Genomic DNA, 23,834 nt, shown 5'->3' with positions numbered 1-23,834 from the left:
TTTCATCCATATTTTCAATCACTTCCAGCGCACAGGCTCCACATGCACGCTGCCCAGGGTGCTGCTCAGCGTGAGCGCCCCCTCCTGCACCGTCGCCTGAAGCTGCATGCTGCGCTCGGCCAGCGCCGCCAGCGCCTGCGATGCCTCGGTGGGAACCCGCCACACCTGCAGCTTTTCCAGCCGCGAGAGCTTGCCTTCAATGCCCTTCCACCAGATCTCTGCCGCGTGGTTGAAGGCATACACCACCACCGCATCGGATTTGCTGCAGGCCTTGGCCAGCGGCTTGTCCTCGGGCTGGCCCACCTCGATCCAGACGCGCTTGCGCCCGGTGAAGTCGGTCAGCGACGCGTCCGGATCGTCCGGGTCGGACAGGCCCGCGCCAAACGCCAGCGTCCCGTCACCATTGCACAGGTCATTGAGCTGGTGGGCCTGCAGGGCCAGCGCCGCCAGCCGCACCATCATGCGCTCATCGGTCTCGCTCGGGTGCCGCGCCAGGGTCAGGGCATGGTCGGCGTAGTAGCCGTGGTCGATGTCGGCGATCTGCAGGTTCGCCTTGAAGATGGTGGATTTGAGGGCCATGGGGCGTTGCTATGAATTGAATAGCTACCAGCGCTTATCCATCAAGCGGTAGAAGCCAAAAAATGTAGAAAAATTCGCTGTGCGACGGGTCGCGGCACCGCCCGCACCAGCGCCCCCCGTGGAACGGACCCTGGCTGGCCACCGGTCACGCCCCTTCCGGGCGAAGGCGCACAGCGCCTCAGGGGCTACACCCGACGCGCCAGTTCAGCCGCCTTGCCCACGTAGCTGCCCGGCGTCATCGCCAGCAGGCGGTCTTTCTCAGCCTGGGGAATCTCCAGCGACTGGATCAGGCCGTGCAGCGCCTCGGCCGTCACTGTCTTGCCGCGGGTCACTTCCTTGAGCTTTTCATAGGCGCCTTGCACGCCAAAGCGGCGCATCACGGTCTGGATGGGCTCGGCCAGCACTTCCCAGGCGGCGTCCAGGTCTTCGGCCAGGGCCTCTTCATTCAGTTCGAGCTTGTTCAGGCCCGTGAGCAGCGAGGCGTAGGCCAACGCCGCGTAGCCCAGCGCCACACCCATGTTGCGCAGCACGGTGCTGTCGGTCAGGTCGCGCTGCCAGCGGCTGATGGGCAGCTTTTCGGACAGGTGCTTGAGCAGCGCGTTGGCCAGGCCCAGGTTGCCCTCGGCGTTTTCGAAGTCGATGGGGTTGACCTTGTGCGGCATCGTGGACGAGCCGATCTCGCCCGCCTTCAGGCGCTGCTTGAAGTAGCCCAGGCTCACATAGCCCCAGATGTCGCGCGACAGATCAATCAGGATGGTGTTGGCGCGGGCCACGGCGTCGAACAGCTCGGCCATGTAGTCGTGCGGCTCGATCTGGATGCTGTAGGGCTGGAAGGTCAGGCCAAGGCCGAGCGGCTCCGGGGTTTCGATGACCTTCTTGCTGAAGGCTTCCCAGTCAAAGTCAGGCCAGGCCGACAGGTGGGCGTTGTAGTTGCCCACGGCGCCGTTCATCTTGCCCATGATCTTCACGGCAGCGATCCGCTCGCAGGCCGTCTGCAGGCGCATCAGCACGTTGGCCATCTCCTTGCCCACGGTGGTGGGGCTGGCCGTCTGCCCGTGCGTGCGGCTGAGCATGGGCACGTCGGCATAGGCATGCGCCATCTCGCGCAGCTTGAGCACCACGCGGTCCAGCCCCGGCAGGATGACCTGGTCGCGGCCCGAGCGCAGCTGCAAGGCGTGGCTGGTGTTGTTGATGTCTTCGCTGGTGCAGGCGAAGTGCACGAACTCCGAAGCCTTCTCCAGCTCGGGGCGCGCTTCGAACTTGCTCTTGATCCAGTACTCGACCGCCTTCACGTCATGGTTCGTGGTCTTTTCGATTTCCTTGATGGCGGCGGCGTCGGCCTCGGAGAAGTTCTTGACCAGGCCCAGCAGGTAGGCGCGGGCGCCCGTGGTCAGCGGCTTGAATTCGGCAAAACCGGCGTCCGACAGGGCGATGAACCAGGCCACTTCCACCTGCACGCGGCGGTGCATGTAGCCGTGCTCGCTCATGATGGGGCGCAGGGCGGCGAGTTTGCTGGCATAACGGCCGTCAAGCGGCGACAGGGCGGTGATGGTGGACAGGCTCATGGCGCGCCATTGTAGGCGGGGCGTGCCGCAGCCCCCCCTCGCGCATTGGCGTCAGCTTCGGGTGGGCGGCAGCCGATAGAATCCATCGCAACTCGTACAGCCATCCCGCGCACTGGAAGACCCACCATGAAATTGATCGGAGCCATCACCAGCCCTTACGTCCGCAAGGTGCGGATCGTGATGGCCGAAAAAAAGCTCGACTACCAGTTCGTGCAGGAAAACGTCTGGGCCGACGACACCCACATCGCCACCTCCAACCCGCTGGGCAAGGTGCCCTGCCTGGTGATGGAAGGCGGCGAGGCGGTGTTCGACTCGCGGGTGATCGTTGAGTACCTCGACACGCTCTCCCCGGTGGGCAAGCTCATTCCCACCCAGGGCCGCGAGCGCGCCGAGGTCAAGACCTGGGAGGCGCTGGCCGACGGCGTGATGGACGCGGCCATCCTGGCGCGGCTGGAGGCCACCTGGGCCCACCGCAAGGACAGCGAGCGCAGCCAGGCCTGGATCGACCGGCAACTGGTCAAGGTGAACGACGGCCTCAAGTCGATGAGCCAGGGCCTGGGCGACAAGCCGTTTTGCAGCGGCATCCACCTGAGCCTGTCGGACATTGCCGTGGGCTGCGCCCTCGCGTGGCTGGAGTTCCGGTTCCCTGACATTGCCTGGCGCAACGAGTACCCCAACCTGGGCAAGCTGCTGGACAAGCTGATGCTGCGCCAGAGCTTCGCCGACACCAAGCCGAACTGATCGCACCGCGGCGCCCGTTGCGCCGCCAGGGCCCGGCCCCGCGCCCCGCCCGGCTTGCCGTATCCTTCGGGCTGCAATGAACGAAATGGTTCAAAAACCCAAAGACCCTGGCCCAGCCACTCCGCGCGCACCCCGCCCGCGCGCGGCGCGCGGCATCACGGCCGCTCCGGCCGCTCCGGCCGCCGATCGCGTGCGCACCAACGATCCCGACCGCACCATGGCCAACATCCTGCAGGTGGCCACGGCGGAGTTTGCCGACAAGGGCCTGGCCGGGGCGCGCATCGACGAGATCGCCGCGCTCACCAACACCAGCAAGCGCATGATCTACTACTACTTCGGTAGCAAGGAAGGTCTGTATGTGGCCGTGCTGGAGGACGCCTACCGGCGCATACGGCGCATCGAGTCCGAACTGCACCTGGAAGACCTCGCGCCCGAGCAGGCCCTGCGCACGCTGGTGGGCTTCACGGTGGACTACCAGCTGGCCAACCCCGACTTCATCCGCCTGGTGATGAACGAGAACATGCACCGGGGCGAGTTCATCAGCCAGTCCGCCACCATCCAGGAGCTGAACATCCCCGTCATCCATGCCGTGCGCGACGTGTACCAGCGCGGCGTCGCGGCGGGCGTGTTCCGGCCGGATGTGGACCCGGTCGATCTGCACATGTCCATCTCGGCACTGTGCTTCTTCAACGTGTCCAACCGCCACACCTTTGGCGCCATCTTCAAGCGCTCGCTGGACACCCCGGCGGCCACCGCACAGCGCCGCGAGTCCATCATCGAGATGATCGTGCGCTTCCTCAAGTAGCGCGGCCCGGCCTTTCGAGGCCTTTTCGAGGCCTTTTCGAAGCCTTTCGCGGGCTTCGCGGCCCCTCCGAGGGTGCCCGCCTTTCATCCGGCCCGCACGTCCTTCACCCGCCTGTCGTGCTTCGCGCCGCCCGGCATTCCCACCCCTGCAGCCTTTTTCACCGGACCAGGGTTTGCCCTTAGATTAAAAACTAACCAGTTCGTACAAAATCCCATCCAGGCATTACTCGATGACTGGAGACACCATGCTTGCACTGGCCGACCGCATGCTGCGGGCCTACACCCGCGCGCTGGACGCCCTGGGCGGCCTGTGCCTGGCGGTGATGGTGGCGCTGGTTTTTGGCAACGTGGTGCTGCGCTACGTGTTCAACGCCGGCATCACCGTGTCGGAGGAGCTGTCGCGCTGGCTGTTCGTGTGGCTGACCTTCATGGGGGCCGTGGTGGCTTTGCGCGAGCACGGCCACCTGGGCACGGATGTGCTGGTCGCAAGGCTGCCTGCCGGCGCGCGCAAGGCCTGCCTGCTGGCGGGCCAGGCCGCGATGATCTATGTATCGTGGCTGCTGCTGCGCGGCAGCTGGGCACAAATGGTCATCAACTGGGAGACCGAGGCCCCCGTGACCGGCGCCTCGGTGGGCATCTTCTACGCCAGCGGCGTGCTCATGGGCGCATCCGCCATCGCCATCCTGCTGCGCGATCTGCTGCACACGCTGCGGCACGGCACGCCCGGCCACCCCGACCCGCTCCACGGCAGCGACAGCGCCGCGCTGCCGCCCGGCACCGAGCACTTCTGACCCCGATCTTCCACGGCGCTGCCATGACCATCACCATCTTCCTCGGCTCCCTGCTGCTGGCCATGGCCATCGGCATTCCCATTGCGTTCGCCCTGCTCATCAGCGGTGTGGCGCTGATGTGGCATCTGGACCTGTTCGACGCGCAGATCCTGGCGCAAAACGTCATCAACGGCGCCGACAGCTTTCCGCTGCTGGCCGTGCCCTTCTTCATGCTGGCGGGCGAGATCATGAACGTGGGCGGCCTCTCGCGCCGCATCGTCAAGCTGGCGCTGGCCGTGGTGGGCCATGTGCCCGGCGGCCTGGGCTACGTGGCCATCATGGCGGCGGTGATCCTGGCGGCCGTGTCGGGCTCCGCCGTGGCCGATGCGGCCGCCCTGGCGTCGCTGCTGCTGCCGATGATGGTGGTGGCCGGGCACGACAAGGCGCGCTCGGCAGGACTGATCGCCTCGGCAGGCATCATCGCGCCGGTCATTCCGCCCTCCATCGGGTTCGTGATCTTCGGCGTGGCGGGCAACGTGTCCATCAGCAAGCTGTTCCTGGCCGGCATCGTGCCCGGCCTGCTGATGGGTGTGGCGCTGGCGGGCACCTGGTGGTGGCTGGTGCGCAAGGAGCAGGTGGCCCCGCCCGCCCGTGCATCGCGCCAGGAGATGCTGCACGCCCTCAAGGAATCCGTCTGGGCGCTCGGCCTGCCCGCCATCATCCTCGTGGGGCTGCGCATGGGCGTGTTCACGCCCACCGAGGCGGCGGTGGTGGCCGCCGTGTATGCGCTGTGCGTGGCCATGTTCGTGTACCGCGAACTGAGCCTGCGCCAGCTGGCGGACATCTTCCGCGTCGCCGCGCGCACCAGCGCGGTGGTGATGTTCCTCGTGGCCGCGGCCATGGTCTCTGCCTGGCTGATCACCGTGGCCGACATGCCCGGCAAGCTCGTCGAACTGCTGCAGCCCTTCATGGGCAGCCCGACGCTGCTGCTGCTGGCCATCATGGGGCTGGTGATGCTGGTGGGCACGGCCATGGACATGACGCCCACCATCCTCATCATGACGCCCGTGCTCATGCCCGTCGTCAAGGCCGCCGGCATTGACCCTGTGTACTTCGGCGTGCTGTTCATCATGGTCAACGCCATCGGGCTGCTCACACCGCCCGTGGGCACCGTGCTCAACGTGGTGGCTGGCGTCGGCCGCATCACCATGGCCCAGGTGGCCCGGGGCGTGCTGCCCTTCATGGCCGCGCAGGTGGCCGTGCTGCTGCTGCTGGTGCTCGTCCCCTCCATCGTCACCGTGCCGCTGCGCTGGCTGGCCGGCTGAAGGCGGCCCCGGCGATCTGCATTTTTTTCCGTCGACAACACCCAGGAGACTTTCATGAAACTGCTCAAGACCCTGCTTGCCACGGCCCTGGTGGCCGCCGCGCTGCTGCCTGCGGCCCACGCCCAGGAGCGCACCATCAAGTTCGCCTTCCAGAACCAGAAGGAGCACCCCCAGGCCCAGGGCGCGCAGAAGTTTGCCGACCTGCTGTCGGCCAAGACCAACGGCCGCATTGCCGTCAAGCTCTTTCCTGGCGGCACGCTGGGCGGTGACCTGCAGACCGTCTCGGCCCTGCAGGGCGGCACGGTGGAGATGACCGTGCTCAATGCCGGCATCCTGTCGGCGCAGACCAAGGAATTCGGCATCTTCGACTTCCCCTTCCTGTTTGCCTCGCCCCAAGAGGCCGACGCCGTGACCGACGGCCCGTTTGGCAAGAAGCTGCTCGACAAGCTGCAGGCCAAGAACCTGGTGGGCCTGGGCTACTGGGAGCTGGGCTTTCGCAACCTCACCAACAGCAAGAAGCCCATCACCAAAGCCGAAGACATCGCGGGCCTGAAGATCCGCGTGATCCAGTCGCCGATCTACATCGACATGTTCAACGCCCTGGGCGCCAACGCCGTGCCCATGCCGTTCCCCGAGCTGTACACCGCCATGGAGCAAAAGGCGGTGGACGGGCAGGAGAACCCGTTTTCCACCATCCTGTCGTCCAAGTTCGCCGAGGTGCAAAAGCACCTCGCGGTCACACGCCACATGTACAACCCGCAGGCCGTGATCGTCTCCAAGAAGTTCTGGGACAGCCTGAACCCGGCCGACCAGAAAGCCGTGACCGAGGCCATGGCCGAGGCCACCGCCTTCCAGCGCAGCGTGTCGCGCGCGCAGGCCGATGTGGCGCTGGAAGAGCTGAAAAAGGCCGGCATGCAGGTCACCGAGTTTTCGAGCGCCGAGCTGGACAAGCTGCGCGCCAAGGTCAAGCCGGTGGTGGAAAAGCACAGCGACAAGGTCGGTGCGGAGACCGTGCAGGAGGTCTACGCCACGCTGGCCAAGCTGCGCGGCGGCAAATAGGCTGCGTGCACGCCATGACCCTTACAGCCCCTCGCAAGGTCTTGGTCGGCCTGATCGGCGCCGGCATCCAGAAGTCGCTGTCGCCGGCCCTGCATGAAGAGGAGGCGCGCCACCACGGCATGCGCCTGCATTACCAGCTCATCGACCTGGACCGCTCGGCCTCCTCCGTGCAGGAACTCCCGGCGTTGCTGGCGGCGGCCCGCATCATGGGCTATGCAGGCTTCAACGTGACCTACCCCTGCAAGCAGGCGGTGATCGCGCACCTGGACAGCCTGTCGGAAGAGGCGCAGGCCATGGGCGCGGTGAACACCGTCGTGCTGCGCGACGGGCAGCTGGTGGGGCACAACACCGACGGCTCAGGCTGGGCCTGGGGCTTTGCGCGTGCGCTGCCCGGCGCCGACCTGCGCCGTGTGGTGCTGCTGGGCGCCGGCGGCGCCGGTGCCGCCATTGCGCATGCCGTGCTGCGGCTGGGCGCAGAGCATCTGAGCATCGTCGACGCGCAGCCCGGGCGCGCCGCACAGCTGGCGGCCGACGTGAACGCTCTGTATGGCCCCCGCGCCGAGGCCGCCGAGATCCGCGCGGCCATGGCCACGGCCACGGGGCTGATCCACGCCACACCCACGGGCATGGACAAGCTGCCCGGCCTGCCGCTGGACGCGGCGCTGCTGCGGCCTGCGATGTGGGTGTCCGAGGTGGTGTACTTCCCGCTCGACACCGCCCTGGTGCAGGCCGCGCGCGCTGCGGGCTGCCGGGTGTCGGACGGCGGGGGCATGGCCGTGGGGCAGGCGGTGGGGGCGTTCGAGCTGTTCACCGGCGAGCCGCCCGACGCCGCCCGCATGGACGCGCACTTCCGCCGCCTGGTCGCCACGCCCTGACGGCGTGCCATTGAAATCCCTCAAGGAGCCGAACCCATGAGCACCCCGATGATGGCCGCCCGCGAATCCCTGGGCGAGCTGCCCAACCCCCTGGGCCTGCAGGGCGTCGAATTCATTGAATACGCCACGGCCAGGCCGCAGGCGCTGGGCCAGGCGCTCGAACGCATGGGCTTTCAGCCCGTGGCACGCCACCGCTCGCGCGAAGTGCTGCTGTACCGCCAGGGCGGCATGAACATCATCGTGAACGCGCACCACGACCCCGAGCGCGCAGGCCTGCACGCCCCACCGGCGCTCGGCGAAGCCCCGGTGCTCACCGCCGTGGCCTTCCGCGTGGCCAATGCAGCGTCTGCCCACCGCCGTGTGCTGGAGCTGGGCGCCTGGGCCGTGCACACCGAGGTCGAGGTGATGGAACTGCACATCCCCGCCATTCACGGCGTGGGCGCGAGCCGCATCTACTTTGTCGACCGCTGGAAGGAGTTCTCGATCTACGACGTGGACTTTGTGCCCATCCCCACCGTGGACCCGCGCCCCCCGGCGCTGCAGGGGTTGCACCTTTTCGGCGTCGTGCAGTACATCGGGCTGGGGCGCGCGGCCGACTGGATTCACTTCTACAGCGAGCTGTTCGGCTTTGCCGAGCTGGCGCCCGAACAGTCGTTTGGCGTGCTCACGCAGGGCCGCATCCTGGCCAGCCCCTGCGGCGCGCTGCACTGGCAGCTGATCGAGCCGCTGGTGGACGCGGTGGATGCCGACCCCGAAGAGCTGTTGCAGCGCGTGGCCTTTGGCGCGCCCGATGTGCTGGCCACGGTGCAGGCGCTGCGGGCGCGCGGTGTGGAGTTTGTCGAATCACCCACCGGCGTGCACACCGAAACGCGCGGCGCCCTCACGCGTGCCGATGCCGCCTCGCCCAGCTTCGAGCTGGTGCGCAGCGTACGCTGAGCCTGGAGACCGCACCATGCGCCGAACCACCATGCAACGCAACGTCGCCGATTTCGGCATGGACACCATCAGCCTGGCCGGCCCGCTGGAGGCCAAGCTGGCCGCCGTCCGGGCCGCAGGCTTCGGCCAGATCATGCTGGCCGCGCGCGACATCGTGGGCCACCCTGAGGGCATCGAGGCGGCCGTGCATGCGGTGCGCACCAGCGGCCTGCGCGTGACGGGCTTTCAGGTGCTGCGCGACTTCGAGGGCCTGTCGGGCCATCTGCACGGCTACAAGGTGGACATCGCCAAGCAGATGATCCTGATGGCGCGCGACCTGGGCGCCCCCGTGCTGCTGGCCTGCAGCTCCACCTCGTCGCACGCCACGGCCGATGCCGACGCCATCGCGCGCGACCTGCGCAAGCTCGCGCTGCTGGCGCTGCCGCACGGCATCCGCGTGGCGTTCGAGGGGCTGTCGTGGGGGCGGCACATCAACGAGGTGCACCAGGCCTGGGCCGCGGTGCAGCAGGCCGACTGCCCCAACCTCGGCCTGGCCATCGACTCGTACCACCAGTTCGCCACCAGCACACCCCTCTCGGCGCTCGCCGATGTGGACCCCGCCAAGATCTACCTCGTGCAGCTGTCGGACTTCATGTGGCAGGAGACGCGCACAGTGCAGGAGCGCATCGAGACCGCCCGGCACTTTCGCGTGTTCCCGGGCGAGGGCGTGCACAGCCAGGCGCTGGCCGAGCTGGTGCGCCTGCTCGCCGGCATGGGCTACGAGGGCGACTACAGCTTTGAGGTCTTCAACGACGACTACCAGCAGCTGCCGCTGCCGTATGTGGCGCAGCGCGCCTGGAACAGCGCGCTGTGGCTGGCCGAAGGCGTGCTGCAGCGTGCGGTGCCGCTGCCTGGGCACTCGCGCATCAAAACCCTGGCGTGACCCACCAGCCGCCAGCGATCAGCGGTTGGCGCGCTGCTTGAGCCAGCGCATCAGCGCGCCCACCACGGGCAGCTTTTCATACAGCTCTTCGGCCGCGTCCCAGTAGTCGCGGTGCAGGGTCACCAGGCCCTGCGCGTCCAGCACCAGGTGCGACGCGCCGCGCACGGTCTGCGTCACGCCCTTGTGAAAGCCCTTGAAGGCGAAGAGGAAGTCCCAGGTCAGAAAACACTGCTGGCCCTGCACCACGCGGCCGGTGACCACGAATCGGGGCTGATCCAGCGACACGAACATGTGCTCGAAGATGCGCTGTATGGCAGGCACGCCCTGCACCTCATTGAACGGGTCCTTGAAGCGCGCATCGGGCGCATAGAACGCGCCCAGGGTTGCCACATCGGCCGGAGACAGGTGCTCGAAAAACGCCACCACGCGGGTGACGGCGTCGTCGGCGGAGATCGGTGCACGGGGAGGCTGCATGGAGGTTCAGAGGCCTGTGAATCGGCGGACTGCCGGAAAGTACCACCGATACGGCAGCACGCGCAGCAGCTTCATCACGCGCGTGAAGCGCTTGGGGAAGTGGATGTCGAACTGCCCGCGCGCCCAGCCTTGCAGGATGGCGTCGGCCGCCGCTTCGGGCGAGATGAGCGCGGGCATGGCAAAGTCGTTGCCCGCCGTCAGCGGCGTGGCCACAAAGCCGGGGTTGATCACGCTCACACCCAGGCCCAGGTCGTGCAGGTCCAGGTACAGCGCCTCGGCCAGGTTGATGAGCGCGGCCTTGGTGGGCCCGTAGGCCAGGCTCTTGGGCAGGCCCCGAAAGCCCGCCACGCTGCTGATCAGGCTCACGTGGCCCGGCCGCCCGGCCTGCGCGGCGGCCAGCAGGGCCGGCAGCACGGTAGCCAGCACGTGCAGTGCGCCGTTGTAATTGATCTGCTCGTGGCGCAGCATCACGGTCAGGTCGAAATCGGTGGCGCGCATGTCACGGTAGTAGCCCGCGCAGTAGCACACCAGATCGGGCGCGCCATCCGCCAGCACCTGTGCGGCGGCGGCCTGCACCTGGGCGGGTTCGGCCGTGTCAAAGGCCAACGCCGTACTGCCGGGGTGCTGCACCACAAAGGCGTTCAACGCATCGCTGCTCCGGGCCGAGACAATGACCTCTGCGCCGCGCGCGTGCAGTGCCGTTGCCGTGGCACGCCCGATGCCGCTGCTGGCCCCGATGAGCCAGGCCCGGCGGCCCTGCCAGTCGCGCAAGGGGGGGTTGAGCTTCATGGTGCGCGCCGGGTGAAGGACAGGGTGATCTCGCCCAGGCGCACGCCGAACTTGCTCATGGTGGCGCGGTTGAGCATCACGCGGTCGTCGATGAGGTACATCCAGTCGTCCAGATCCACGTGGTAGACCTTGCCGTCCACGGGCAGGGCGAGCGTGTAGTTCCAGCGGAAGGCGTTGCCGCGCGTCTGGCCGCTGGCCGTGCCCACCACGTCGTCGGCGGTGCCGGTGTAACGGCCGTCCGCGTGTTTCGTCAGGCGCCAGACGCGGCGCTGCGTGCTGCCGTCGGAATAGGTGAAGGCTTCGTCGAGCACGCCCTCGTTGCCGTTCCACTGGCAGTCCATGACCACGGTGAACCGCTTCACGATCTGGCCGCTGCGGTCCTGGAAGATGCCGTGGGCGTCGACCTTGCCGTTGAAGTAGCGCGCGAGGTCGAGCGCGGGCTTCTCGCCCGCATAGCCATCAAGATTCTGGCTGGCGCAGCCGGACAGGGCCACAGGGCCGGCCACGGCGGCACACAGAAGAAGTCGTCTTTGCATCATCGGATGTCCTCCTTGAACGAACGTTCAGGCACCGCGGCCGTGCCGTGCGGGCGCCAGCACCAGCCGCCACAGCGCGCCTGCCGCCAGCAGCTTGAGCGCGCAGGGCAGCACCGCGTAGGCCCAGCCCAGGGCCTGCAAGCCCTGCACGCTGCGCGTGCCGGGCGTGTAGCCCCACCCGCCCAGCAGCGGCAGGGCCAGGCCCGCGGCCAGGGCCAGGTTGAGCTTGGTGGCGAAGTTCCACCAGCCGAAGTACGCGCCTTCGTGGCGGCCGCTGTCGCCTTCGGCCGCGACCACGCCCGCCAGCAGCGCGCCGGGCAGGGCCAGGTCCGTGCCCAGCGCCACGCCCGAGAGGGCGCACACCGCCAGGAAGGGCATCGCGTCGCCCACCCCCAGAAAGGCGGCCCACACAAACACCGCCACCGCCAGCAGCATGCCGGCCAGCCAGGTGTGCGCCAGCCCCCAGCGCGCCACGGCGCGCAGCCACAGCGGGATGGACAGGGCCGCACAGACGAAATACGCCGCGAGGAACATCGGCTCCTGCGCGGGCGGGGCTTGCAGGCGGTCCTGGATGAAGAACAGCACCAGCGTGGCCGGGATGGCGCTCGCAATGCCATTGAGCATGAACACCGCCAGCAGGCGGCGGAAGGCCGGACGGCCCCAGGGCCGCCAGAGGCCGGCGCGCTGCGGCGGGCGATAGATGCCGGCATCCACTGCCGGGGGGCGGGGTGCGCGCGTCCAGCAGGCCCAGCCCAGCAGCAGCGCTGCGGCAAACACGCCGAGCATCACCGGCAGGCCCGCCAGCGCGGGCAGCACCGACGCCAGCACCACGCCCACCAACGCAGCGCCTTCGCGCCATGCCACGATGCGCCCGCGCTGCAGCTCGTCGCCGCCCAGGCGCGCCCCCCAGGACTGGTGCGCGATGCCCAGCTGGCTGTAGGCGGTGTAGGTGACGAGCAGCGCAACGAAGGCCCAGGCGGTGAGCGCACCCGCGCCCTGCACGGCCGGATAGAAGAGGCTGGCCAACCCGAGCGCCAGCACCAGGGCCGAGCCCGCCCCCACGGCCAGCACCGCGCGCACCGAGCGGCCGAAGAGGTGGTCGGCCCAGCGGCCCAGCAGCGGATCGGTGAAGGCATCGAACAGCCGCGCCCCCAGCAGCACCGCGCCCAGCGTGGCCAGCGGCATGCCGAACTCGCGCGCGTAGTGGTTGGGCAGCAGCACATACAGCGGCAACGCCACAAACGCCAGCGGCAGGCCCAGCAGCCCGTAGGCCAGCCCCTGGCGGGCGCTGAGGGGTGATTGCGGCGGCGCGGCGGCTGCGGCGGCGGTCATGGCGTGCCTGCCGTGCGGGGGGCGGCCAGCAACTGCTGGCGCAGGGTGGGTTCGGAGGTCTGGGGCGAGAGCCAGATGCCGAAGAACAGGCGCGAGAACTCGGCATCGGCCACCTCGCCGACCACGCGCCCGCCCATGCGGAAGGTGGCGCCCACGCCGGGCTGGTGGATGCCCAGCAGACGGTCGCCCGAGGACACGTCGGGCAGCGCGGCCTGCAGGGCCTGCTGCCAGCGGGCAGCCTGCTCGGGCGTGAAACGGCCCACGCGCCGCATCTCTTCGAGGGAGCGCTTCGCAATGGCCTGGGCGCTGAAGTCGCGCTGGTAGGTCAGCTCCAGCGCCAGCGGCAGCGCGCCATAGTCGGCCGGGTCAAAGCCGGGCGACACCCACAGCCGCGCGCGATACACCTCCAGGCCCAGAAAGCGCAGCACGCCCTGACCGGACATCCGCAGGCCCGGCGATGCCGCAGGCGCGCCCGCGCCCGCGTCTGCGGCCTGCGCCGTGGCTTGCGCCGCGCCCACCGCCTGTGCCGCTGCAAAATTTGAATAAAAACATGCGCCAGCGCTTACCAGTAAAGCGCTTATAGCTATGTTTTTCATAGCGTCAGTCCTTGACCAGCGTGTACTGCACCAGGTCGATGTTGCGCATCTCGAACGCGGCCTCGCAGTACGCGAGGTAGAACTCCCAGATGTGCATGAAGCGTTCGTCAAACCCCAGCTGCAGGATCTGCTTGCGCTGCGCGAGAAAGCGCTCGCGCCAGCGCCGCAAGGTCTCGGCATAGTCTTGGCCGAACGCGAATTCGTCCACCACACGCAGGCCCGCCGCCGCAGCCTCGCGGCGGAACTCGCGCGGGCAGGGCAGGCAGCCGCCGGGGAAGATGTATTGCTGGATGAAGTCGGTGGAGTTGATGTAGCGCTCGAACAGGCTGTCGTCGATGACGATGCTCTGGATGCAAGCCTTGCCACCGGGCTTGAGCAGGCGGTTCACCGACTGGAAATAGGTGGGCCAGTATTCGCGGCCCACGGCCTCGACCATCTCGATGGAGCAGATGGCGTCGTACGGGCCATCCTGGATGTCACGGTAGTCCTGCAGTCGCAGGTCGGCGTGCTCGGCCACGCCCTGCTGCGCCATGCGTTCTTGTGCGAACGCGAGCTGCTCGGTGGAGAGCGTCACGCCCGTGAGGTGGGCGCCGAACTCGGTGGTGGCCATTTCGGCCAGCGCGCCCCAGCCGCAGCCGATCTCCAGCACGCGGTGGCCCGGCTGCACGCCCGCCATGCGCAAGGCGCGGCGCACCTTGGCGTGCTGGGCGGCGCGCATGTCGCCGCCGGCATCGCCCTCGAACCAGGCGGACGAATAGTTCATCGTGTCGTCCAGCCAAAGCTCGTAGAACGCGTTGCCCAGGTCGTAGTGGGCGTGGATGTTCTTCTGGCTGTTGGCGCGCGTGTTGCGGTTGAGCAGGTGCTTGATGCGGTAGAGCAAGCGGCCCGCCCAGGTGCCGTAGATCACGCCTTCGACCTGCTGGCGGTTGGCGATGAAGAGCTTGAGCAGGTCGGTGAGGTGGGGTGTCGTCCAGTCGCCGGCGATGTAGCTTTCGGCAAAGCCGATGTCCCCGGACTTGAGTGCCGCGCTGCACACGTTCCAGTTCTTGAGCGTGATGGCCGCCGAGGGGCCGTCGCCGTGGCCGAAGTGCTGCAGCGTGCCATCGGGCAGCTTCACGGTGAGGTGGCCGTGCTGCAGGCGCTGCAGCAGCTGCAGGGCGGTGCGGGCAGCGGCCGGGGTGCCTGCGGGCAGGGCCCGCGCGGTGGAGCGGAATGCGGTGGTGGTGGTGGAGTTCATGGCGGCGTTCTCGTTCGTCATGGAAAAGATCGGGTCACGGCGGCAGCGGGCGCCTCGGGCTTGCGGTGAAACCGCACGCGCTTGAGCCACAGCCGCAGCGCGTGCCAGTGGATGCGGGCAATGATGGCCAGCGTCATGGCGGGATAGCCCCACAGCGCCTGGCGCAGCGTGCTGGCGGTGACGGCGTGCAGCGTGCCGCTCACGCTGGTCTGGATCAGCGGGCCGCTGTCGTCGTCATGGTCGATGCGCACCACGGTGCGGCCGGCGTCGGCCGCGCCGGCCCCAACACTGGGGTTGGTGCGCATGAAGCGAAAGCGGTAGCCGCCGTTCACCTCGCAAAACGGCGACACATGGAAGACCTTGCGCGCCTGCTGCTCCACGCCGTACTGCGGCGCATCGAGCAGGTAGCAGTGCCGCTCGCCGAAGGTGTTGTTCACCTCGACCACGATGGCGCGCAAGCGCCCGTCCGCGCGGTGGCAGTACCAGAAGCTCACGGGCTTGAAGGTGTAGCCCCACACGCGCGGGTAGCAGTGCAGCCAGGCCTCGCCATCGGCGTCGGTGATGCCTTCGGCACGCAGCAGTTCGTCCAGCCAGGCCAGCGCGCCGCCCTGCGCGGCGCTGCGGCCATCGCCATGGTCCACGTCATAAAAGCTGATGGCACCGCGCCGGTTCACCGCCAGCAGCCCGTGCTGGTGGCGCAGGCTGCGCATGGGCAGCATGAGAAAGCAGGTGGGATAGGCAAACGCATGGTGCCGGGGCCGCAGCCGCGTGTGGCGCACCTGGCCGAAGCCGATCAGGGGCGCGGACAGGGGCGTGCGGGACGCGCTCACGCAGCCTCCGCCCAGGGTACGGGCAACACGGCCCGCAGTTGCCCGGCCACGGCCAGGCCCGACTTCAGGCCGTCTTCATGGAATCCGTAGCCCGTCCAGGCACCGCAGAACCAGGTGTGTTGCTGGCCCTGCAGCGCGCCCACCTGCTGCTGGGCCTGGATGGCGTTGACGTCGAACACCGGGTGCGCATATTCGTAGCTGCCGATGACGTGTTCGGGTGCGATGTCGCGCACCGGGTTCAGCGACACCACCACGGGCTGCGCAAAGGGCACGGGCTGCAGCTGGTTGATGAGGTAATGCAGGCAGACCCGCGCAGATTCGCGGCCGGGTTGCTGGGCGCGCTCGTAGTTCCACGCGGCCCAGGCGGCGCGGCGCTGGGGCAGCACCGACACATCGGTGTGCAGCACCGCACGGTTGGGCTGGTAGCGGATGGCGCCCAGCACGGCGCGCTCTTGCGGCGTGGGCCGCGCCAGCAGCGCCAGCGACTGGTCCGAATGCGTGGCCAGCACCACCTTGTCGAAATGCTCGGTGTGGCTGGCCGTCACCACGCGCACACCGGCGGCGTCGCGCTCGATGCGGCGCACGGGGGTGTTCAGGCGCTTGTCGGCAATGCCCGCCAGGATCTTGTTCACATAGTGGCGCGCCCCGCCGGACACCGTCCACCACTGCGGCCGGTTGCTTACCTGGATGAGACCGTGGTTGTGGCAGAACCGGATCATGGTGGCCACGGGAAACTGCAGCATCTGGTCGGTGGGGCAGCTCCAGATGCAGCCCAGCATGGGCAGGAAGTACCAGTCGCGGAACGCGTCGCCAAAGCGGTGTTCGCGCAGGAAATCGCCCAGGGGCTGCATCAGCGCGGCCTCGGCCTGGTCGCGCGCGATGCGGGTGCACAGCCGGTTGAAGCGCAGCAGGTCCAGGAGCATGCCGAGGAACCGCGGGTTGGCGAGGTTGATGCGCTGCGCGAACACGGTGCCAAGGCTGCTGCCGCTCCACTCCAGCGTGCCGCCGTCGCCCAGGGCGCCCGGCACCTGCACCGAAAACGACATGTCCGACTTCGCCGTCTGAACGCCCAGCTCGGCCAGCAGGTGGATGAGGTGGGGGTAGGTGCGCTCGTTGAACACCAGGAAGCCCGTGTCCACGCCGTGGGTGACGCGGCGCCCCTGCGCATCCGGCAGGGTCACGTCGACCGTGTGCGTGTGTCCACCGAAATAGTCGGCCGCCTCGAACAGCGTGACGTTCGCCTGGCCGCGCAGCTGGTGCGCGACCGCAAGCCCGGAGATGCCGGAACCGATGATGGCGATTTTCATGACCGGACCCCTCTGGCCGTGTCACCGAATAAAAAAGTTGCGAAGCGTCCCGAAACGAATAAGAGAGGGAGGGAGGAGAAGCGCTCCAGGAGGACAGTCGGAACCCGGGGGCCCGAAAGGCTTCGCAACGGAAAACCTGTCAAGGGCGCGATCATGCCGCGCAAGGGATAGAGTGGGGCCTCGAGCGCGAAGTTCCAGCCCCGAGGGCTGTTTTTTTGTAGGAATCGCAAAAAAAACATGGCGGTCACCTTGGCGCCGGGGTAGCAAGCTGTTGTTCGATGGCCCGCACCAGGCCCTTGTGGTCGGGTGCGGTCAGGCTGGAATACTGGTCCACCACCCTTCCGTCGCGGGCCAGCAGGTACTTGTGGAAGTTCCAGCGGGGCGCCGTGCCCGACAGCTCCGCCAGCTGGCGAAAGAGCGGCGAGGCCTCGGGGCCCTTCACGCTGCTCTTGGCAAACATCGGGAACTTCACGCCGAAGGTGTTTTCGCAAAACTCGGCGATCTGCGCGTTGCTGCCGGTCTCCTGCGAGAAGTCATTGGACGGAAAGCCCAGCACCACCAGGCCTTTGTCCTTGTAGCGCGCATACAGCGCTTCCAGCCCCTTGTACTGGCCGGTGAACCCGCAGAAGCTGGCGGTGTTGACCACCAGCACCACCCGGCCCGCGTACTGGCACAGCGACTGGGGCTTTTCGTCCTGCAGCCGGGGAAAGCTGTGCTGCAGGGTGGCGGGGCAGTTTGCGGGCACCGGCGCAGCACCCGTCACATCGGCCGCCTGGGCAACGGCCGGCAGGCTTGCAGCGAATGCGAGCAAAGCCAGAAGGGGTGGATGAAGCAGCAGCGTTTTCATGGAAGCCTCGTCGGGGAGTGGCTTCAATTTAACCGCTTCATCACAATTTGTCCACTAGGGTTTAAATATTTACTGATCGGTATTTGTCGTAAACATTGGGTTGAGCGCGCGGGACAGGGGGCACGAGCGCTGCACGCGCGGGAGCACAAAGAGGCAGGCACTCATCTCGCCATGGCATGCAGCGGGAAATAGCGGTGCGCAACGGGGAGAAGTGGCGGCCGCACGGGACCCGCCGGGAAGGCGAGGTGGGGCGCGGTCGGGCGCGGTCGGGCGCAGTGGGCGGCGTGACGGGGAAAGGGGATGGCGAACCGACCCGGCGGCGGCACTGTGGACGCCCGGCGGGGTCGCTCAGGCGAGGCTCAGGAGACGTTCCAGCGGAAGCTTCACGCGCACGTCCTTGAAGGCCACCACGCCGGTGATCTTCCAGGGCGGCATGCCCGTTTCTCGGGGAATGGGCTCGCCGGTGGGCATGCCGTCGCGGTTGGTGAGCACCGCCACGCGCGGCGTGGTGGCCGTGGTGCCGCGGCGCACCACCACCCCCACTTCCTGGCTGGCCAGGCGCACGAAGGCGCCGGGCGGATACACCCCCAGGGTCTTGACCACGGCCGCACCCATTTCGTCCACCTGGTGCTCTTCGTCGTAGTAGCAAGCCTGCATGGCGGCCGTCACCGGCATCGGCAGGCGGGCGACCCGCGGCGCCAGGCGGGCGGCAAAGATGTCTGCGCGCTGCACCAGCCGGGCCATCTGCTGGGCCTCGGTCTTCTTGGCCAGCGGGCCGGGCATGCGGTGGTGGTGGGTGCGCACGGCCTCCAGCCAGAGGGGATCGGTCACGCCCAGTTGGCGCAGCAGGGCCTCGGACCGCGCGGCGTGGTCCTGCACGCCAGTGATCTGCGTGGTGGTCAGGGGCGGCGCCTGCAGCGCCAGCTGGTCCTGCAGCTCGGTCATGGCGAGGTTCATGCTCAGACCCGCACGCCCCACCTGCTGCACCCGCTCTTCGGGCCAGCGCAGCATCTCGCGGGCCACCACCATGCACACGCAGCTCACCAGCATGGCGTGGGTGGCGCTGTACATGCGCGGGTCTTGCGAGGAAAGGTGGATCAGCGCCAGCAGGGCTGCATCGGGGTTTTGCTCGACATGGCGGGTCAGCTCGTCGTGCACGGCCTGGAACCGCGCCCCGAAGTCGCCCGCCATGGGCGAGCGAAGCAGCTGCGTGGCGCGCAGTTGCAGCTCGGGCCAGTCCGGCGGCAGCCGGTCGGCGCGGGCGCGGCTGTCCTGCTCAGCGGCGGTCATCTTCATGGCCGCGATCTCGCCCAGGTTGGTGTCCGCGATCAGCATGCGCTGCAGCTGCGCCAGGTAGGCGCGGTGGCTGCCGCCGGACTCGTCCGTGTCCACACACAGCGCGCGGCCCCGGGCCACCAGGCTCTCAAGCTCCTCGCGCGTGCGGATCACAAAACCCTTCTGGGCCAACAGCGTGCCATCGGAGCCGCGCAGCGCGAAGGGCAGCGGCTGGCCGAGCTGGATGGAATCAATGCTAAGAGTAACGAGCTTCATGGACAGCCCGCATTATCCAACGCACTACCGTGGGGCAAAGGCCGGGCAACCCAGGGGATTGCCCTGCTATTCCCCGAACGCCGGGGCTGGCAGACGCCTGCGCCCCACAGGCGCAGGAACGGAGCAGGAACGGCGCCGGCCGGGCGCCCGCGCTCAGGGCACGGGCGGCGTGGGGACGACGGCCGGGGCGGCGCCTGCAGAGGCGGCGCCGCCAGCAGGCTCGGCTGGCCGGCCTCTCAGCCGGCGCAGCAGGCGGCCGAAGCCCAGGCCCACATCGTCCACCCCGGTGAAGACGGCGGGGATGACCAGCAGACTCAGCAGCGTGGAGGTGATCAGCCCCCCGATCACCGCAACCGCCATGGGCGAGCGGAAGCTGGCATCGGCCGCACCGAAGCCGATGGCAATGGGCAACATGCCCGCGCCCATGGCCAGCGTGGTCATGATGATGGGTCGCGCGCGCTTGTGGCAGGCGTCGATCAGCGCGTCGAACCGCGTCATGCCGTGCTCGCGCCGCGCCAGGATGGCGTACTCGACCAGCAGGATGGAATTCTTGGTGGCAATGCCCATGAGCATGATCAGGCCGATCAGCGAGGGCATGGAGAAGCTCTTCTGCGCAATCAGCAGCCCCACGAACGCTCCCCCCAGGGACAGTGGCAGCGCCGCCAGGATGGTGACGGGGTGCAGGAAGTCCTTGAACAGCAGCACCAGCACGATGTAGATGCACAGCACGCCGGTGAGCATGGCCAGGCCGAAGCTGGCGAACAGCTCGCCCATCATTTCCGCGTCGCCGATCGTCACCTGGCGCACGCCGGGCGGCAGGTTGCGGATGGAGGGCAGCGCGTCCACGGCCTTGGTCACCTCGCCCAGCGGCAGGCCCGACAGCTCGATCTCGAAATTCACGTTGCGGGCGCGGTCGTAGCGGTCGACCACCGCAGGGCCGCCGCTGAACTCCAGCGAGGCCACCTGCCCCAGCAGCACCGGGCCCTTGCTGCCCGGCACGGGCAGGCGCTCCAGCAGCGAGAGGTCGCGCCGCGCGTCGTCCTGCAGCTTGACCACGATGGGCACCTGGCGCGAGGCCAGGTTGAGCTTGGGCAGCGACACGTCGTAGTCGCCCACGGTGGCGATGCGCAGGGTCTCGGCGATGGCGCTGCTGGTGACGCCCAGGTCGGCGGCACGCGCAAAGTCGGGGCGCACCGCGATCTCGGAGCGCACCAGGCTGGCGGTGGACGACACGCTGCCCAGCCCGGGAATGGAGCGCAGGTCTTTTTCCACGGCCCGCGCGGCGCTGGAGAGCGCCTTGGGGTCGTCGCCGGTCAGCACCAGCACATACTTCTCGCCCGACCCGCCCAGTCCCACCTTGCTGCGCACGCCCGGCAGGGTCTCCAGCGCGGTGCGGATCTGGTTCTCGATGCCCTGCTTGCGCGGGCGCTCGCCGCGCGTAGCGAGCAGGATGGTGAGCGTGGCCTTGCGCGTTTCGGCGTTGGAGCTGCCCATGAACGGGTCGCCGCCCGCCGTGCCGCCGCCGATGGTGGTGTACACGCTCTGCACATGGTCCACGCGCGCGATGCGCTGGCGCGCGTCCTCGGCCGCAGCGCGGGTCTGGGCCAGCGTGGCGCCCGGCGGCAGCTCCAGGTACACCTGGGTCTGCGAGTTGTCGTCCGGCGGGATGAAGCCCGTGGGCAACAGCGGGATCAGCGCGAGAGAGCCGAAGAAGAACGCGGCCGTGGCAATGAACGTGATCCAGCGGTGCTTGATGCACCAGGCCGCCCAGCGCAGGTAGGTCGTCATCCAGCGCGGGTCCTTGTGCTCGCCCACGATGGGCTTGAGGATGTAGGCCGCCATCATGGGCGTGAGCACGCGCGCCACCACCAGGCTCGCAAACACCGCGAGCGAGGCCGTCCAGCCGAACTGCTTGAAGAACTTGCCCGCGATGCCGCTCATGAAGGCCGTGGGCAGGAACACGGCGATCAGCGTGAACGTGGTGGCCACCACGGCCAGCCCGATCTCGTCGGCGGCCTCCATCGCGGCCTGGTAGGGCGTCTTGCCCATGCGCAGGTGGCGCACGATGTTCTCCACCTCCACGATGGCGTCGTCCACCAGAATGCCCACCACCAGCGACATGGCCAGCAAGGTGATCACGTTGATGGAGAAGCCCAGCAGCTGCATGCCGATGAAGGCCGGGATGATGGACAGCGGCAGTGCCACGGCCGACACGAAGGTGGCGCGCCAGTCGCGCAGAAAGAGCCATACCACCAGCACGGCCAGCAGTGCGCCTTCGTACAGCAGGTGCATGGAGCCGTCGTATTCCTCCTGCACGGGCTGCACGAAGTTGAAGGCCTCGGTGATCTCGAGGTCGGGGTGCTGCTCGCGCAGCTCCTTGAGCGCGGCCTGCACGGCCTCGCCCGCCTCCACCTCGCTGGCGCCCTTGCTGCGCGCCACCTCGAAGCCCACCACGGGCTTGCCGTTGAGCAGCGCCATGGCGCGGGGCTCGGCAAAGGTGTCGCTCACGGTGGCCACCTGGTCCAGGCGGATATGGCGCCCGTCCGAGAGGGCGAGCGTGAGGCCGGCCAGTTCCTGCGCGGACTGCACGGTGGCCAGCGTGCGCACGGGCTGCTCGCTGCCGCCCAGGTCGGTGCGCCCCCCGGCGCTCTCGGTCTGCACCAGGCGCAGCTGGCGCGACACGTCGGCCGCCGTGGCGTTCAGCGCCTGCAGCTTGATGGGGTCGAGCGCCACATGCACCTGGCGGTCGACACCGCCCACCCGCGTGACGGCGCCCACGCCGCGCACGGACAGCAGCTTCTTGGCCACGCTGTCGTCGACAAACCAGGACAGCGCCTCGTCGTCCATGCGGCTGGAGGCAATGGTGAATGCCAGCATGGGCTGCGCGGCCAGGTCCATCTTGGTGACGATGGGGTCGCGCACGTCGCCGGGCAGATCGCCGCGCACCCGGGCCACGGCTGAGCGCACATCGTCCAGCGCTTCCTGCGTGGGCTTTTCCAGGCGGAACTCGGCGGTGATGGTGGCGCCACCGTCCTGCACCTTGGTGTAGATGTGCTTGAGGCCCTGCAGCGTGGCAACGCTGTTCTCGATCTTGCGCGCCACATCGTTCTCGAGCTGCGCGGGGGAGGCGCCGGGCAGGGCCACCGTGACGGTGATCGTGGGCAGCTCGATGTCGGGAAAGTTCTGCACCTTCATGGCGTTGAAGGACAGCAGGCCGCCGAAGGTCAGCAGCACAAACAGCATCAACGCCGGTATGGGGTTCTTGATCGACCAGGTGGACACATTCATGAAGAACGCTCCTCAATTCATAGCTGCCAGCGCTTTACCAGAAAGCGCTAGAGTCATTTTTTGCTCATATTCTTGCGCGCGGGACGTGCTCGCACCGGCGGCCGGGGGCGTGCCGCTGACCACGCGCACCAGGTCGCCATCGTTCAGGAAGCCCGCACCGCGCACGGCCACGGCCTCCTGCGCGTTCAGCCCCTGCACGATCTCCACCCGGTCGGCCACGCGGCGGCCGGTCTGCACCTTGCGCATCTGCACGCGCTGCTCGGCGCCCACCACGAACACGTACGAAAAGCCGTCGCGCACGACCAGCGCCTCCTGCGGCACGGTGAGGGCATCGCTCTGGCCCAGCGCAAAATCGCCCCGCGCAAACATGCCGGGCAGCACGGCGCCCGCACCGGCAGCACCGGGCGCACCGGCGCGGGCCTGCTGCGGTGCCGTCGCCATCGGCGGCAGGTCCACATACACCAGGGCGTTGCGGGTCTGCGGGTCCACCGTGGGCGCCACCATGCGCACCGTGCCGTCGGCCGTGGCGCCGCTGGCGGCCACCACCTGCACCCGGGTCCCCGGCTGGATGCGGCCCAGCTCGGTGCTGGTGACTTCGGCACGCCATTCCAGGCGGCCCTTGCGCACCATGCGGAACAGCTCGGTGCCCGCACCCACGACCGCGCCCACGGTGGCGGTGCGCGCCGAGATCACGCCGCTGTCGGGCGCCACCACCTGGGTGTGCCGCAGGCGCAGCTGCTGCGCGCTGAGCGTGGCCTGCATGGCCTGCACACGGGCCTGGGCGGTTTTCTCGGCGGTGGTGTACTGCTGGATCTGCTGCTGGCTCAAGGCGCCCGTGGCCTGCAGCGAGCGCGCACGCTCGGCATTGGCCGCCGCTTCGGCGGCGTTGGCCTGGGCTTCGAGCAGGCTGGCGCGCGCCTGGGCCACGTCGGCCTGCACGGTGTCGGCCGCAAACGTGGCCAGCACCTGGCCGGCCTTGACCACATCGCCCACGTTCACCCGCACGTCGGTCAGGCGCAAGCCGTTGCTCTCGGCGCCGATGCTGGCCTCCTGCCAGGCGGCCACATTGCCGTTGGCCGACAGGCGCAGGGGCACGGACGTGCGCTGCGGCTGGGCGGTGGTCACCGTGAGCGCCGGGCGCGGCTGGTCGGCCTTGGGCTCATCCGCCGCGCGCGATGCGCCCGAAAACACCAGGGCGCCGCCCGTGGCCAGCACGCAGGCAGCGATCACGGCGAAGGCGGTGGGCGAGAACTTGAAGGAAGAGAAATTTTGCATTTGCTTTCGTCCCGAAGAATTCATATCAGCTTTCCATAGCACTACGCACCGCCTGCGGCGGATACAACGGGCACGGCCCAGGCCAGCGCCCCCGTGCAAGGGCCGCCGCGCCGCGTATGCGGCGCTTCGCTTGCGTGCACTGGGGGCGTCCCCCACCCGACTCGCACAGCGAGTCGGGAGAGGGGGAAGGCGCGGA

At 68.5% G+C, this 23,834-nt stretch carries 22 protein-coding genes; 8 read left to right on the top strand and 14 right to left on the bottom strand.

All coding sequences use genetic code 11. The annotated features are described in order from the left end of the window. Positions 1 to 18: 18 nt before the first annotated feature. Together ACOQFS_RS14675 and purB are read right to left on the bottom strand one after the other, a co-directional pair. Positions 19 to 579 (bottom strand): YaeQ family protein, encoded by a 561-nt coding sequence (locus tag ACOQFS_RS14675; protein ID WP_421563564.1) that lies wholly within the window; start codon positions 577 to 579, stop codon positions 19 to 21. A 185-nt stretch (positions 580 to 764) separates the two neighbouring features. Next, complete coding sequence (gene purB / locus ACOQFS_RS14670) at positions 765 to 2,144, bottom strand: adenylosuccinate lyase (RefSeq protein WP_421563563.1); 1,380 nt, start codon at positions 2,142 to 2,144, stop codon at positions 765 to 767. A 126-nt stretch (positions 2,145 to 2,270) separates the two neighbouring features. Between purB and ACOQFS_RS14665 the strand changes: the two genes are divergently transcribed. From ACOQFS_RS14665 to ACOQFS_RS14630, 8 genes are all read left to right on the top strand, one after another. Then, positions 2,271 to 2,885 (top strand): glutathione S-transferase N-terminal domain-containing protein, encoded by a 615-nt coding sequence (locus ACOQFS_RS14665; protein ID WP_421563562.1) that lies wholly within the window; start codon positions 2,271 to 2,273, stop codon positions 2,883 to 2,885. Between the two features lie 76 nt (positions 2,886 to 2,961). Beyond that, positions 2,962 to 3,690, top strand: coding sequence for a TetR/AcrR family transcriptional regulator (locus ACOQFS_RS14660; protein ID WP_421563561.1), 729 nt, complete (start codon positions 2,962 to 2,964; stop codon positions 3,688 to 3,690). A gap of 244 nt (positions 3,691 to 3,934) precedes the next feature. Beyond that, entirely contained in the window at positions 3,935 to 4,480 is a 546-nt protein-coding gene (locus tag ACOQFS_RS14655) for a TRAP transporter small permease (protein ID WP_421563560.1), read from the top strand. A 23-nt stretch (positions 4,481 to 4,503) separates the two neighbouring features. Beyond that, on the top strand, positions 4,504 to 5,784 hold the full coding sequence (locus ACOQFS_RS14650; protein WP_421563559.1) for a TRAP transporter large permease subunit: 1,281 nt from the start codon (positions 4,504 to 4,506) through the stop codon (positions 5,782 to 5,784). Between the two features lie 54 nt (positions 5,785 to 5,838). Next, positions 5,839 to 6,843 (top strand): TRAP transporter substrate-binding protein, encoded by a 1,005-nt coding sequence (locus ACOQFS_RS14645; RefSeq protein ID WP_421563558.1) that lies wholly within the window; start codon positions 5,839 to 5,841, stop codon positions 6,841 to 6,843. Positions 6,844 to 6,857: 14 nt separating this feature from the next. Next, entirely contained in the window at positions 6,858 to 7,718 is an 861-nt protein-coding gene (locus ACOQFS_RS14640) for a shikimate dehydrogenase (RefSeq protein WP_421563557.1), read from the top strand. 36 nt (positions 7,719 to 7,754) lie between these two features. Next, on the top strand, positions 7,755 to 8,654 hold the full coding sequence (locus ACOQFS_RS14635; RefSeq protein ID WP_421563556.1) for a VOC family protein: 900 nt from the start codon (positions 7,755 to 7,757) through the stop codon (positions 8,652 to 8,654). Positions 8,655 to 8,670: 16 nt separating this feature from the next. Further along, a complete protein-coding gene (locus ACOQFS_RS14630) occupies positions 8,671 to 9,576 on the top strand; it encodes a sugar phosphate isomerase/epimerase family protein (RefSeq protein WP_421563555.1) in 906 nt (301 codons plus the stop codon). An 18-nt stretch (positions 9,577 to 9,594) separates the two neighbouring features. Here ACOQFS_RS14630 and ACOQFS_RS14625 read toward each other — a convergent pair whose 3' ends face one another. The 12 genes from ACOQFS_RS14625 to ACOQFS_RS14570 form a co-directional block, all read right to left on the bottom strand. Beyond that, a complete protein-coding gene (locus ACOQFS_RS14625) occupies positions 9,595 to 10,050 on the bottom strand; it encodes a nuclear transport factor 2 family protein (RefSeq protein WP_421563554.1) in 456 nt (151 codons plus the stop codon). A 6-nt stretch (positions 10,051 to 10,056) separates the two neighbouring features. Continuing rightward, on the bottom strand, positions 10,057 to 10,839 hold the full coding sequence (locus tag ACOQFS_RS14620) for an SDR family NAD(P)-dependent oxidoreductase (protein ID WP_421563553.1): 783 nt from the start codon (positions 10,837 to 10,839) through the stop codon (positions 10,057 to 10,059). Beyond that, on the bottom strand, positions 10,836 to 11,378 hold the full coding sequence (locus ACOQFS_RS14615) for a DUF3833 domain-containing protein (RefSeq protein WP_421563552.1): 543 nt from the start codon (positions 11,376 to 11,378) through the stop codon (positions 10,836 to 10,838). The genes ACOQFS_RS14620 and ACOQFS_RS14615 overlap by 4 nt, the downstream gene beginning before the upstream one ends. Positions 11,379 to 11,402: 24 nt before the next feature. After that, positions 11,403 to 12,707 carry an MFS transporter gene (locus ACOQFS_RS14610; protein ID WP_421563551.1) on the bottom strand — a complete coding sequence of 435 codons (1,305 nt, stop codon included), beginning with the start codon at positions 12,705 to 12,707 and terminating at the stop codon, positions 11,403 to 11,405. Further along, positions 12,704 to 13,303 carry a chalcone isomerase family protein gene (locus ACOQFS_RS14605; RefSeq protein WP_421563550.1) on the bottom strand — a complete coding sequence of 200 codons (600 nt, stop codon included), beginning with the start codon at positions 13,301 to 13,303 and terminating at the stop codon, positions 12,704 to 12,706. Before ACOQFS_RS14605 ends, ACOQFS_RS14610 begins: the two co-directional genes overlap by 4 nt. Positions 13,304 to 13,307: 4 nt before the next feature. Continuing rightward, positions 13,308 to 14,540 (bottom strand): class I SAM-dependent methyltransferase, encoded by a 1,233-nt coding sequence (locus tag ACOQFS_RS14600; protein WP_421563595.1) that lies wholly within the window; start codon positions 14,538 to 14,540, stop codon positions 13,308 to 13,310. A 17-nt stretch (positions 14,541 to 14,557) separates the two neighbouring features. Further along, complete coding sequence (locus ACOQFS_RS14595; RefSeq protein WP_421563549.1) at positions 14,558 to 15,370, bottom strand: DUF1365 domain-containing protein; 813 nt, start codon at positions 15,368 to 15,370, stop codon at positions 14,558 to 14,560. Continuing rightward, positions 15,367 to 16,677 carry an NAD(P)/FAD-dependent oxidoreductase gene (locus tag ACOQFS_RS14590; RefSeq protein WP_421563548.1) on the bottom strand — a complete coding sequence of 437 codons (1,311 nt, stop codon included), beginning with the start codon at positions 16,675 to 16,677 and terminating at the stop codon, positions 15,367 to 15,369. Before ACOQFS_RS14590 ends, ACOQFS_RS14595 begins: the two co-directional genes overlap by 4 nt. 244 nt (positions 16,678 to 16,921) lie before the next feature. Next, positions 16,922 to 17,524, bottom strand: a complete 603-nt coding sequence (locus tag ACOQFS_RS14585) for a glutathione peroxidase (protein WP_421563547.1) — start codon at positions 17,522 to 17,524, stop codon at positions 16,922 to 16,924. 348 nt (positions 17,525 to 17,872) lie between these two features. Further along, entirely contained in the window at positions 17,873 to 19,075 is a 1,203-nt protein-coding gene (locus ACOQFS_RS14580; RefSeq protein WP_421563546.1) for an HD-GYP domain-containing protein, read from the bottom strand. Between the two features lie 153 nt (positions 19,076 to 19,228). Continuing rightward, positions 19,229 to 22,363 carry an efflux RND transporter permease subunit gene (locus tag ACOQFS_RS14575; protein WP_421563545.1) on the bottom strand — a complete coding sequence of 1,045 codons (3,135 nt, stop codon included), beginning with the start codon at positions 22,361 to 22,363 and terminating at the stop codon, positions 19,229 to 19,231. A gap of 12 nt (positions 22,364 to 22,375) precedes the next feature. Further along, complete coding sequence (locus ACOQFS_RS14570) at positions 22,376 to 23,638, bottom strand: efflux RND transporter periplasmic adaptor subunit (protein WP_421563544.1); 1,263 nt, start codon at positions 23,636 to 23,638, stop codon at positions 22,376 to 22,378. Between the last annotated feature and the right edge of the window lie 196 nt (positions 23,639 to 23,834).

This window comes from Paracidovorax sp. MALMAid1276 (assembly GCF_049198005.1).
In the GTDB taxonomy this organism is placed as follows: domain Bacteria; phylum Pseudomonadota; class Gammaproteobacteria; order Burkholderiales; family Burkholderiaceae_C; genus Acidovorax.
The sequence above is the reverse complement of the archived record's forward strand: the minus strand, read 5'-3'. Positions and strand labels throughout refer to the sequence as shown.

Coding starts and splice junctions, on each gene's coding strand:
- ACOQFS_RS14660 (WP_421563561.1), top strand. CDS start 2,962: ATGAACGAAATGGTTCAAAAACCCAAAGACCCTGGCCCAGCCACTCCG.
- ACOQFS_RS14620 (WP_421563553.1), bottom strand. CDS start 10,839: ATGAAGCTCAACCCCCCCTTGCGCGACTGGCAGGGCCGCCGGGCCTGG.
- ACOQFS_RS14640 (WP_421563557.1), top strand. CDS start 6,858: ATGACCCTTACAGCCCCTCGCAAGGTCTTGGTCGGCCTGATCGGCGCC.
- ACOQFS_RS14610 (WP_421563551.1), bottom strand. CDS start 12,707: ATGACCGCCGCCGCAGCCGCCGCGCCGCCGCAATCACCCCTCAGCGCC.
- ACOQFS_RS14635 (WP_421563556.1), top strand. CDS start 7,755: ATGAGCACCCCGATGATGGCCGCCCGCGAATCCCTGGGCGAGCTGCCC.
- ACOQFS_RS14630 (WP_421563555.1), top strand. CDS start 8,671: ATGCGCCGAACCACCATGCAACGCAACGTCGCCGATTTCGGCATGGAC.
- ACOQFS_RS14590 (WP_421563548.1), bottom strand. CDS start 16,677: ATGAAAATCGCCATCATCGGTTCCGGCATCTCCGGGCTTGCGGTCGCG.
- ACOQFS_RS14585 (WP_421563547.1), bottom strand. CDS start 17,524: ATGAAAACGCTGCTGCTTCATCCACCCCTTCTGGCTTTGCTCGCATTC.
- ACOQFS_RS14575 (WP_421563545.1), bottom strand. CDS start 22,363: ATGAATGTGTCCACCTGGTCGATCAAGAACCCCATACCGGCGTTGATG.
- ACOQFS_RS14625 (WP_421563554.1), bottom strand. CDS start 10,050: ATGCAGCCTCCCCGTGCACCGATCTCCGCCGACGACGCCGTCACCCGC.
- ACOQFS_RS14600 (WP_421563595.1), bottom strand. CDS start 14,540: ATGAACTCCACCACCACCACCGCATTCCGCTCCACCGCGCGGGCCCTG.
- ACOQFS_RS14665 (WP_421563562.1), top strand. CDS start 2,271: ATGAAATTGATCGGAGCCATCACCAGCCCTTACGTCCGCAAGGTGCGG.
- ACOQFS_RS14675 (WP_421563564.1), bottom strand. CDS start 579: ATGGCCCTCAAATCCACCATCTTCAAGGCGAACCTGCAGATCGCCGAC.
- ACOQFS_RS14655 (WP_421563560.1), top strand. CDS start 3,935: ATGCTTGCACTGGCCGACCGCATGCTGCGGGCCTACACCCGCGCGCTG.
- purB (WP_421563563.1), bottom strand. CDS start 2,144: ATGAGCCTGTCCACCATCACCGCCCTGTCGCCGCTTGACGGCCGTTAT.
- ACOQFS_RS14580 (WP_421563546.1), bottom strand. CDS start 19,075: ATGAAGCTCGTTACTCTTAGCATTGATTCCATCCAGCTCGGCCAGCCG.
- ACOQFS_RS14570 (WP_421563544.1), bottom strand. CDS start 23,638: ATGCAAAATTTCTCTTCCTTCAAGTTCTCGCCCACCGCCTTCGCCGTG.
- ACOQFS_RS14650 (WP_421563559.1), top strand. CDS start 4,504: ATGACCATCACCATCTTCCTCGGCTCCCTGCTGCTGGCCATGGCCATC.
- ACOQFS_RS14615 (WP_421563552.1), bottom strand. CDS start 11,378: ATGATGCAAAGACGACTTCTTCTGTGTGCCGCCGTGGCCGGCCCTGTG.
- ACOQFS_RS14605 (WP_421563550.1), bottom strand. CDS start 13,303: ATGAAAAACATAGCTATAAGCGCTTTACTGGTAAGCGCTGGCGCATGT.
- ACOQFS_RS14645 (WP_421563558.1), top strand. CDS start 5,839: ATGAAACTGCTCAAGACCCTGCTTGCCACGGCCCTGGTGGCCGCCGCG.